Here is a 10642-nt window from a genome sequence, read left to right on the forward strand (position 1 = left end):
AAGAGAATGGTCGATAAAGAGGTTGTTATTAAAAACAGAGCCGGAATACATGCTAGACCTGCAGCTATGATCGTACAAACAGCCAGCCAATTTGAATGTAATGTTTTTATTGAAAAAGATTCAGAACAAATAAACGCTAAATCAATAATGGGAATCATAACCTTGGGTGCAGGTTATAAAACCGCATTAAAACTAGTCTGCGAAGGTTCTGATGAAGCATCTGCTCTAGAAGCAATGGTTAAAATATTTGAAAACCGATTTGAAGAGGAATAGTTTATTTTTTATTTTACTTCTTTCTATTGCTGTTTCTCTTTATTCTTCAGATCTTGAGTTTGAATATAATTGGTCATTAGCTCACCTAGCAGTAAATACTAGCTTTAGAAATGATAAAAGTTTATTTGATGCTTTGGATAAAGGTTATCATTCAGAGATTGAGTTTCAAATTTCTTTGAATAGGCATTCAAAGAATTCTCTTCTCCCTTGGTTCATGCAAGATATTACTGATATAAAGGTAAAAAAGGAAGCTTGGTGGGATCCCTTTGAACAGGTGTACAAACTTAAAATCGGTGAAAAAGAAACAATAGACTATAGAATTAAACAAAAAAAACAGCTATCTGAGGATTTTTTCTCTTATAGTCATGAGTTTTTTATTCCTGATCAAGAAAGAGATACAGAACCAAGATACACTATTAAGGCCAGCGTTAAATGGCGGAAAGTTGTGTTAGTAACCCCTGTGAATATTTTATACATAATTCCTTATTACTTAGTAGAAAAGTCAGGCTGGGAGACATTTAATATTCCATAAGTTTATGAAAATAGGAAAGAATCAGAAGTCTATTAATCTAAGGTCTTTTACCAGCCTCATTGTTTTATACTTTATATTGATAAGTCTTATAATTTTATTCTCTAGTCAAACTCTAAATAATATTACCTTGGGAAGAGAGGCTAATTTTCCTATTATACTTAACTTTGCTTTAATTTTGCCTGCAGGTATATTAATTGCTATCGTTATTTATGCTTTGAGTGTGTATAGAGAATTAAGAAAAGATGGACCAGGTGTTAAATTAAAAATCAAACTGATTCTATCTTTTAGCTTGTTATCTTTGATATCCGCTATCCCTCAAACAATTCTATCTGTCAACTTTGTAACTACAGCCTTAACAGAATGGTACAATCCACAATTAGAGAAAGCTATCAATGGGAGTCTAACAATTACATTGGACTATTACCAGGAAAAGCTAGACAACTTAGGTAAATTTGCTAGAAGTCCTTCTCTACTATCCGTATTACAGGGAATAGATATAAATCCTGATTTAAGCTGGAAAAAACTAAGTGACTATAATCCCGCTGTCGATAGCTTAGAAGTTTTTAGAGAAGACGGGACTATTCTTGTTTTTTTAGGCGATCCTAAAGCCAATAGGCCTTTCAGTCAGATACAACGTCAAAATGAAGGACCTTTACCTCGCCGAACAGAACAAGGCCAAACATTCCTATCTTATCTAAAACTTATTGAATCAGGATCCTTTAAATATTATGTAGTGCTTAGTGATTTATTAAGTCCGGATTTTCAAACTAATACAAATTATCTGACAAATGCGGTATCTTCTATTAACCAAATCAAAGAATATAGAAATCAATTTTGGTTGTTATTGCCATTACTTTATATGTTTTTCGCTGTTCCTCTTTTTCTTATTTCAATATTAATTAGCTTTTTATTATCAGAGGACCTTATCAGACCCTTGGCTAATTTAGAAGAAGCAACAAAAAGAGTAATAGATGGTGATTTTTCCTTTCGTATTTTATCTCGAGGTAAAGATGATTTTGGAATGCTTGCTCAGTCGTTTAATAAGATGATTCTTGAACTTGAGAACTCAAGAAAACAAATATTACAAACAGAAAAAATAACTGCATGGCAAGAAATTGCCCAAAGACTGGCCCATGAGATTAGAAATCCTCTAACTCCAATCAAATTAAGCGCTCAAAGATTATTAAAACGTTATGAAACAAAACCTGAAACTATAGGAGAGTTACTTAGACCAGCGGTTACTGCTATTGTTACAGAAGTAGACGGTCTTGATAATTTAATAAAAGAATTTAGAGATTTTGCTAGGTTACCCAGTTCTCATAAACAAAAAATTAATCTTAATGATATTGTGTTAGAATCAATCAAAGTATACAAAACAAGTAATCCAAACATTCAATTTGATACAGAGGGAGTTCCTCAAGACTTTCCTATGAAAGCAGACCCCAATCAGTTGAAGCAAATATTTACTAACCTTATCAAAAACGCCATTGACGCAATGAAAGGATCTGGACAGATAACTTTTAGAGCTGACGAAGTTAAAAAAGGAACCTTTACCTACTGTCGTATACAAATACAGGACGCAGGAGAAGGAATTAAGGAAGATATCATAGATAAAGTATTTCATCCTTATTACACTACTAAACATGGGGGATCAGGATTAGGACTAAGCATAGTTGAACGTATTGTTCACGATCATGGTGGACAGATATGGTTTGAATCACAAGAAAATGTAGGCACAACTTTTTTTATAGATATTAGATTGGAGGTTGAAAATGAGTACGATATTAATCGTAGATGATGAACCAGGTATAAGATCCATTTTATCAGATATTCTTGAAGATGAAGGCTACTCGGTTTTAACAGCAGAAGATGGTTTTCAAGGCCTCAACATACTAAAAACCTCCGAAGTATCCCTGGTTTTTCTTGATGTCTGGCTTCCCAATATGGGAGGAATTGATGTACTAAAAGAAATCAAGAAAGATTATCGACAATTACCCGTAGTGATAATATCAGGTCACGGAAATATCGATATGGCAGTAAAAGCCATTAAAATGGGCGCTTATGATTTTCTAGAAAAGCCATTATCACTTGAAAAAATAACTACACTGACTAGGAATGCTCTAGAACTTGAGCAGCTAAAAAAAGAAAACCAATCCTTAAAACAATCGCTATTTCCACAAGAGATAATGATAGGAAGAAGTAAACCTATAAATAAAATACGCAGTATTATAGAACAGAGTGCAGATTCAGATGCTCGTATGTTGATTTTAGGTGAAAATGGAACAGGAAAAGAATTAGTCGCAAGAGAAATTCATAAGCAAAGCCAGAGGAACTCAGGTCCTTTTGTTGAAGTCAATTGCGCTGCCATTCCCGACAACTTAATTGAGTCAGAACTATTTGGCCATGAAAAAGGAGCCTTCACTTCAGCCATAAATCAAAAGAAAGGTAAGTTTGAACTAGCAGACAAAGGTACCCTTTTCCTTGATGAGGTAGCTGATATGAGTTTATCAGCACAAGCAAAAGTCCTGCGTGCCATTCAAGAAATGAAATTTGAAAGAGTTGGTGGAGAAAAAAGTGTATCCGTTGATATTAGAGTTATAGCAGCTACAAATAAAGATATACAAACAGAGATTTCAAAAGGAAATTTCAGAGAGGATTTATATTTTAGATTAAATGTAATACCTATTTATGTCCCACCTCTTAGGGAAAGAAAAGATGATATTGCTTTACTAATTGAATATTTTATATCAAAAACACAAATGGGATATAATAAAAAATTGAATAAGGAAGCTCTTGAATATCTTACGGAATATCATTGGCCTGGTAATATTAGAGAACTAAAAAACTTTGTGGAACGAATAACCGTTATGTGCGATGATAGTATTATCAACTTATCTTTTGTTAAGCAATACTTACATCCAGACACACCGAAAGAAGAAACGGATCATTTCAAAGAGGAGTTTGGCAATTTGAAATTACAAGAAGCACGAGATAAGTTTGAAATTAAGCTAATTACCAGTAAGCTTAGGGAAAATGACAATAATATATCAAAAACAGCTCAAGCTTTGGGTGTTTACCCAAGTAATTTACATGGTAAGATAAAGAAATTTGGAATAGAAATAGAGAAATGAAAAAGCTTACAGAAAGACAAAGTGAAGTATTAGGCTTCATTAAGTCCTACATAACAAATAAACAATATCCTCCTACAATTCGAGAGATTTCGAGTAATTTTGAAATTTCTGTAAAAGGAGCATACGATCACATTAAAGCACTGGAGAAAAAGAACTTTATAAGGTGCAATGAAAATCGTTCAAGAGCTATTGAAGTGTTGGGGGAACAACTCCTTGACGAAAAGACTATTGAAATACCTATTATCGGTAATGTCGCAGCAGGAGTACCATTAATGGCAGAAGAGAATTGGGAAGGATCCTTATCTCTTCCTACTGCATTATTTGGAAAAGGAACACATTTTGGACTTCACGTAAAAGGTGATTCTATGATTGATGCGGGAATACTTGATGGTGACTTAGCTTTAATAAAGCAGCAAGAAACTGCTGAAAATGGAGAAATCGTTGTTGCCATGGTTGAAGAAGCTGTCACCTTAAAAAGGTTTTATAAAGAAAAAAATAGGATTAGGTTGAAAGCTGAAAATTCAAACTACAAGCCTATTTTCACTCAAGATGTTAGAATTTTAGGTAAACTGGTTAATATTATACGATCTTATGGCTAATTGGTTATTACTTGGTCCCGAAGAAGGGGAAAAACACGAATTTATTAATACTATAGTTTTATCTCTGGAAACAGAACATGGTGGGTCCTTAGAACGCTATAAGTTTTATCCATCTGAGACAGATTTTAATGAAGTTATTTCTCTCTTAAAAAATGGTTCCCTTTTCAGTCCTCATAAATTGGTGATTATAGATCAAGCTCATGATATTAAGGGCAAAAAAAACACTGATCCAATAATAGAATATATGAAGAATCCTTCACCTGAAGGATCATTAATATTAACTTCTAACCAACCAGGAATTGATAAGAAGATTGAAAAAGTATTCAAGAATAAAAAGATTTTTTGGGAAATGTTCGAGAATCAAAAATTAGGTTGGGTACAAAATTTCTTTAAGAAAAACAACTACACCATCACAAATGAGGCAGCAGAACTCATTCTTGATCTTGTTGAAAATAATACTGAAGCTCTCAAAAGAGAATGCCAGTCACTTATCTTGTTTTTACCAGTATCAACAGAGATAAATGTATCGACTATAGAAAAATATATCTATCATAGTAAAGAAGAAAATGTTTTCACATTATTCGAAAAAATAGCTTCCTCAGATTTAGAAGGAGCATTAGAAATCTATAAAAAGATAAGACTGTCCGGGGATTCTAATCCAGTACAGATATTAAGTGGTCTGACTTGGCAAATACGTAATCTATTAAAGATTCAATACCAACGTCGCAATGGATTTCAACTAAAAGAGATATTTCCTCAACTAGGAATCAGAAGTAAGAAGAACCAAAGCGTATATACAAAGGGGATTCAAAACTATCGCATTGTTGACCTAGAAAAAATAATCGCTCTCGCTAGTGAATTTGATCTTAGATTAAAAGGGTCTCGTATTGAGTTAGGGATTTGTCAAATGGAATTACTTATCTATTACATAATAATAAATAAAGGCAGAAAATTATCTGCCTAATTTTTTGATTTATCGATTTCGACTTTTTTAGTCACAAATGTTTTTACTGTTTCAGCTAGTTCCATAGGAATCCTTGCTTTTTCAGAAATTTCTTCATAGGAAGCAGATTTAATTCCATCTAGACCACCGAATGCTTTTAGTATTCTTTGACTTCTCTTTGGTCCAATCCCTTCAATTCCTTCAAGAGTAGCTATTTTTATCCTCTTTTGCCTTAGCTTTTTGTTAAATGTTGTTGCAAACCTATGTGCTTCGTCCCTTACTGCAATTAAAATTCTTAGTGCAGGAGAACCAATAGGAATAATAATCGGTTCAGATTTATCAGGAAGGAAGATTTCCTCTTCCCTTTTTGCTAAACCGAGTAAAGGAATATCACCTAAACCTAAAGCTCTTAACACCCCCATCGCAGAACTAACTTGCCCCTTTCCACCATCAATTAGTATTAAATCAGGCTTAGGAAGATCATCATTAATGACCCTTGAGTAGCGTCTAGCAACAGCTTCTCTAATTGATTTGAAGTCATCAATTTGTCCACCTAAGGATTTCATATGAAATTGTCTATATGCTTTATTATCCGGTTTCCCCATCCAAAAACTAACCATTGAAGCTACTGGATCTTTTCCATGTAATTGAGCAATATCAAATCCCTCTATTCTTTTTGGCAAATGAGATAAGTTCAATACACGCTTTAACTCTTCTAAACCAGGATCGATTTCTTTATCACGCATTTGTCTATCAATATCAAGACGTGCGTTCTCCATAGCCATTTTCATAAACTTTTGGTGACGTCCTCTTTCAGGTAAGTGAAACTCAGTTCGATGCCCCCATTCTGAAGAAAAAAGATCCTTTAAAATTATAAAATCTAATGATACAGAAACAAAAATCTGTTGAGGTGGAATTGTGGTATTTTGGTAGTAAAGTAGAATAAAATCTGTCATGGCATCTTCTTCTGTACCATATATCTTAGTTCTAAACAAATCCCGACCAATTAATTTTCCATTACGCATCTGAAAAACAACAAAAGTAGCTAATTCTCCTTCATGTACTAAAGCTATGTAGTCTCTTTTTTCTTCATCAAAATCAATAATTTTTTGTTCCGATCCAATTTGTTCGATGGCAATTAATGTGTCTCTTAATTTTGCAGCACTTTCAAAATTCAATTCTTCAGATGCTCTTAACATTTCTATTTTAATTTTTCTTGTCAGTTCTTCTGTTCTACCGGACAAAAGTTGTCTGACCTTTTCTACATCTTCTTCATATCCAGCTTCTGTAATCTTTTTAACACACGGGGCTTTACATCGTCCTATATGGTAATATAGACAGGGACTATCTCTATATTTTAATTTCCCTTTACATTTTCTGAGAGGAAATAATTTTTCTATTAATTCAAGATAGATATCAATTGTCTTTACATTAGGAAACGGCCCGAAATATTCGGATCCATCCTGTATGATTCTTCTTGTGCGATAGACCCGGGGAAATTTATCATTTGTGATCCTTATTACGGGATAGGATTTACCATCTTTCAAATTGATATTGAATCTTGGATTGTATTTTTTAATTAAATTATTCTCTAATAATAGTGCTTCGTATTCACTTTGAGTGGTGATAAATTCTAAAAAATCTATTTTTCTTAATAAAACTGATGTCTTTATATCTTTTTGCCCAGTAAAATAAGAACTCACACGGTTACGTAAAACCTTAGCTTTGCCGACATATATAACAATACCCTTTTTGTCCTTCATAAGGTATACGCCCGGTGTTTTGGGGAAATCTTTAACTTGAGATTTTAATTTGTTAAAGGTTGAATCTTCTTGCATATATATAATTTTACTAACGAATGGTGAGTTGTGAATAGGTTTATCTTATTAATTTGTTTTATGTTTTGTTTTAACTTTCTTCTACACAGTCAAGACAGTGTCATTCAACTTGGCGGAGATCAAGGTTGGGACTTACTTCAAAATTATCATAATATTACTCAACAAATAGGATTACATGGTTATATGGACCTATATTTATCTGATAATACTAGTAAGAACGATATGTTCACAGATTTATTATTGAGTGAAAAAGGTCTTATAGATACTGAAAACTATACTTTAGAGGGCAATAAACCCAATATAATAAAGAATGGAATCAGAGGTGATTGGGCTTTTCGGTTCAATGGAACAGAATCACTACAACTTATTCCAAACTCAAAATCTATTTTTAAATCCTTTACTGGTAAAAAAGATTTTTCTATTGAATTTTGGATAAACCCTTTTGTTATTGAAAATAGATCAACAATTATTAAATGGAATGGCGGAATTCTGCATGATAATATATTTACTCCTCAGAGTTTATCTATAAATTTTCAAAAACGAAGATTAGGGATTTATTTTAAGAATGTATTCCAATATCCAGATGGAACCCTAGCTTCTGATATCAATATTACAGGATTAACCAATTTAATACCCAACAAATGGTCTCATCATTTAATTCGATATTCAGAGTCACAAGGAACAATCGAATACTTTTTGAATAATCGTTTAGAAGCAATTACATACGTAACCCCTACTGGAAAAGAAAAAGGACCCTTTGGGACACCTTCTTTTTCGGATATAACAAATCAACCTCTTATAGTTGGTCAAAACTATACAGGACTTATTGATGAACTCAGGATTAGTCAAAAATATAGAGATACTAATTATAGTAAATATCCAAAAGCAGGTGGTTCTGTAACAACTAAACCAATTGATCTTGGATATTCTAATAGTCTATTACTAGACATAAAAATATCACAAAATATTACAGAAGATTCTGACCTAAGTTACTACTATCGAATTACAGATCATTTAGAAGACCTAACTACCAATAACTTACAATGGCTATCCTTAAAACCAAATGAACTAGACGGAGATCTTAGAGGTAGATACATACAAATGAAGATAATGTTCCACACTAATGCCACTTTAGATAAATCACCCCAATTATCAACAATACAAATCAGTTATCAGGAAGATTTGCCTCCAGCACCACCATTAGGCTTAGTAGCTAAACCAGGTAATAGCTCAGTTAAACTTAACTGGAAAGAAGTAACAGAATCAGATATAGCGGGTTATTACATCTATTATGGTGATTCGAAGGGGGAATACTGGGGAACTGAAGCTAATGAAGGAGATTCTCCGATCGATGTAGGCAATATTACCAATTTTGAATTAAGTGGATTACAAAACGATAAATTATACTTTTTTACGGTCGTAGCCTATGATAAAGCAAATCCTCCCCATGAGAGCCAATTTTCAATAGAGGTTCAAGCACGACCAGAAAGGAAATATAATGAATAGTGAGAATAAGGAATTACGGATTTTATTCTCAAGGGCTATCAATTCATATAAAATGTCCGATTTCAATCAAAGTCTTCTTTTGTTAAATGATGTCCTTAAAATACAAAAAGACCTTCCCCAGGCCCATCTATTATTAGGAAATATCCACTCTCAAAACAATCAATTTAATGAAGCTATTAAGTATTTTAGAAACGCATTGAATTACAAAGATGACTATTATGAGGCATATAATAATTTAGGGGTAGCATTAAGAAATTCTGGACAAATAGAAGAAGCACAAAAAGTTCTATGGCAAGCTAATACATTAGCTCCTCATAGAGTAGATATACTTTATAACCTAGCGAACATGTGTAAAGATGAAAAAGATTGGAATACGGCAGAAAATTTATACCAAAAAGTGATTCATGAAAATCCTAACTTCATTGGTGCCTATATCAATTTGGGAACTATTTATGAAAATAAAGCAGAAATACTGAAAGCAGAAGAAATATATAAAAAGGGACTCAAGTTTGATCCTAATAATATTAAAATTTTATATAATCTTGCTGTTATTAATCAAAACAAAGGAGATCTAACTGATGCGTTATCTTACATTGATGATGTTATATCAATATCCCCAAGTTGGTTAGCAGCTCAAAATAACCGTGGTGTTATATTAGAACAGTTAGATAGAAATGAAGAATCAAAAGCTCTTTTTGAGAAACTAAACAATAATTATCCTAATAATGCAGAAATTAATAATAATCTAGGCATATTAGCAATGAAGGCTAATGATTTTGAAACTGCTATAACATTTTTAAAAAAAGCTGTTAGCCTAAATCAAAATTATGATTTAGCTGATTACAACTTGGTTAAAGCCTATATACGTAGTGGAGATTATAAGAACTGCTTAGAAAAAATATCAGAGTTAGAGAAGAAAGATGATAAAAATCTGGACCTTAATAAATATAAAATCGAATCGTATATAGGACTGAAACAATTTGCAAAAGCAGAATCTATACTAGCTAAAGAATTAGAAATAAATAAAAATGATACTTTTCTAAAACATTTACTTACTAGATTATATATAGAAAAAGGGGTACCTCAAAAAGCTCTTGAATTGATTGATTCAATACTAATGGAATCACCTTATGATACGAATTTGATATTTGATAAAATCTCTATTCTGGAACAACAAGAAGATTATGATTCAGCTAAAGATATCTTGAATGAACTAATTTTACATACACCCGAAAATGAAGAAGCTATTATCAGGCTAAGCAAAATATATTCGACTCATGGTGAAGAAAATAAGGCCATTACCCTCTTAGAGGAACATAAAAACAACTCGAGAAATCATAAAATTTTATCTGAGTTATCAAAACTCTATAATGATATAGGAGATCAAAGCAGATCAATGATGACCGCGCATGATCTGTTTAATATCCAAGTAAATGATAAAGAAAAACAAAATCTTGATTCAATAGTTCAGAGCTTGGAATTATATGAACAGGCGGGTGATACTTACTGGCAAAATAAATATAAGAATAGTCAAATACGTACAGTAGAAGATTTTTCTGACAATACTAATATATCCTATGAAGAAAGAGTCAACGAGGACTACTTACTAGCTGAGGAACCATGGGAAGATGAAAGCTTAACTGATTTAGGTGATCTATATCCAACAATTGCCCTTCGTGAAGATACAGAGATTGTTAAAATAACAGAAGAGGAAGAAAATGATCCTCCACTTGAAGAAGAAGAGATAAATATTCCTCAAGCAGGTAGTGTTCCTCAAGCAGGTAGTGTTCCTCAAGCAGGTAGTGTTCCTCAAGCAGGTA

The 10642-nt window shown here is 32.6% G+C and carries 9 protein-coding genes; 8 read left to right on the forward strand and 1 reads right to left on the reverse strand.

The window, feature by feature from the left end; translation table 11 throughout:
- Positions 1 to 6: 6 nt before the first annotated feature.
- Genes K345_RS0103720 through holA form a run of 6 tightly spaced genes read left to right on the forward strand, consistent with a single transcriptional unit; the run spans position 7 to position 5499 of the window.
- A complete protein-coding gene (locus K345_RS0103720) occupies positions 7 to 273 on the forward strand; it encodes an HPr family phosphocarrier protein (protein ID WP_028973040.1) in 267 nt (88 codons plus the stop codon).
- Complete coding sequence (locus tag K345_RS0103725; protein WP_156888290.1) at positions 248 to 805, forward strand: hypothetical protein; 558 nt, start codon at positions 248 to 250, stop codon at positions 803 to 805. Before K345_RS0103720 ends, K345_RS0103725 begins: the two co-directional genes overlap by 26 nt.
- A 4-nt stretch (positions 806 to 809) precedes the next feature.
- A complete protein-coding gene (locus K345_RS22115) occupies positions 810 to 2603 on the forward strand; it encodes an ATP-binding protein (protein ID WP_053228041.1) in 1794 nt (597 codons plus the stop codon).
- Complete coding sequence (locus K345_RS0103735; RefSeq protein WP_028973042.1) at positions 2578 to 3936, forward strand: sigma-54-dependent transcriptional regulator; 1359 nt, start codon at positions 2578 to 2580, stop codon at positions 3934 to 3936. The genes K345_RS22115 and K345_RS0103735 overlap by 26 nt, the downstream gene beginning before the upstream one ends.
- Positions 3933 to 4535 carry a transcriptional repressor LexA gene (gene lexA / locus K345_RS0103740; RefSeq protein WP_028973043.1) on the forward strand — a complete coding sequence of 201 codons (603 nt, stop codon included), beginning with the start codon at positions 3933 to 3935 and terminating at the stop codon, positions 4533 to 4535. Before K345_RS0103735 ends, lexA begins: the two co-directional genes overlap by 4 nt.
- Positions 4528 to 5499: a DNA polymerase III subunit delta gene (holA, locus tag K345_RS0103745; RefSeq protein ID WP_037571110.1), complete on the forward strand. Its 972-nt coding sequence runs from the start codon at positions 4528 to 4530 to the stop codon at positions 5497 to 5499. The genes lexA and holA overlap by 8 nt, the downstream gene beginning before the upstream one ends.
- On the opposite strand, the gene uvrC is transcribed toward holA, so the two are convergent.
- Positions 5496 to 7316 (reverse strand): excinuclease ABC subunit UvrC, encoded by a 1821-nt coding sequence (uvrC, locus tag K345_RS0103750; protein ID WP_028973045.1) that lies wholly within the window; start codon positions 7314 to 7316, stop codon positions 5496 to 5498. The two genes, holA and uvrC, sit on opposite strands and share 4 nt — an antisense overlap.
- A gap of 30 nt (positions 7317 to 7346) precedes the next feature.
- Between uvrC and K345_RS0103755 the strand changes: the two genes are divergently transcribed.
- Together K345_RS0103755 and K345_RS0103760 are read left to right on the forward strand one after the other, a co-directional pair.
- Positions 7347 to 8822 (forward strand): LamG-like jellyroll fold domain-containing protein, encoded by a 1476-nt coding sequence (locus tag K345_RS0103755; RefSeq protein ID WP_211227827.1) that lies wholly within the window; start codon positions 7347 to 7349, stop codon positions 8820 to 8822.
- Positions 8823 to 8874: 52 nt separating this feature from the next.
- Positions 8875 to 10642 (forward strand): tetratricopeptide repeat protein (locus K345_RS0103760; RefSeq protein WP_245584598.1); only part of this gene is annotated, 1768 nt, incomplete at its 3' end.

Source organism: Spirochaeta cellobiosiphila DSM 17781 (genome assembly GCF_000426705.1).
Lineage (GTDB): Bacteria > Spirochaetota > Spirochaetia > DSM-17781 > DSM-17781 > Spirochaeta_E > Spirochaeta_E cellobiosiphila.

What these genes read in the sequence shown, in the direction of transcription:
- K345_RS0103720 (WP_028973040.1), top strand. Translation starts at nt 7, where the DNA reads ATGGTCGATAAAGAGGTTGTTATTAAAAACAGAGCCGGAATACATGCT.
- holA (WP_037571110.1), top strand. Translation starts at nt 4,528, where the DNA reads ATGGCTAATTGGTTATTACTTGGTCCCGAAGAAGGGGAAAAACACGAA.
- uvrC (WP_028973045.1), bottom strand. Translation starts at nt 7,316, where the DNA reads ATGCAAGAAGATTCAACCTTTAACAAATTAAAATCTCAAGTTAAAGAT.
- K345_RS0103735 (WP_028973042.1), top strand. Translation starts at nt 2,578, where the DNA reads ATGAGTACGATATTAATCGTAGATGATGAACCAGGTATAAGATCCATT.
- lexA (WP_028973043.1), top strand. Translation starts at nt 3,933, where the DNA reads ATGAAAAAGCTTACAGAAAGACAAAGTGAAGTATTAGGCTTCATTAAG.
- K345_RS22115 (WP_053228041.1), top strand. Translation starts at nt 810, where the DNA reads ATGAAAATAGGAAAGAATCAGAAGTCTATTAATCTAAGGTCTTTTACC.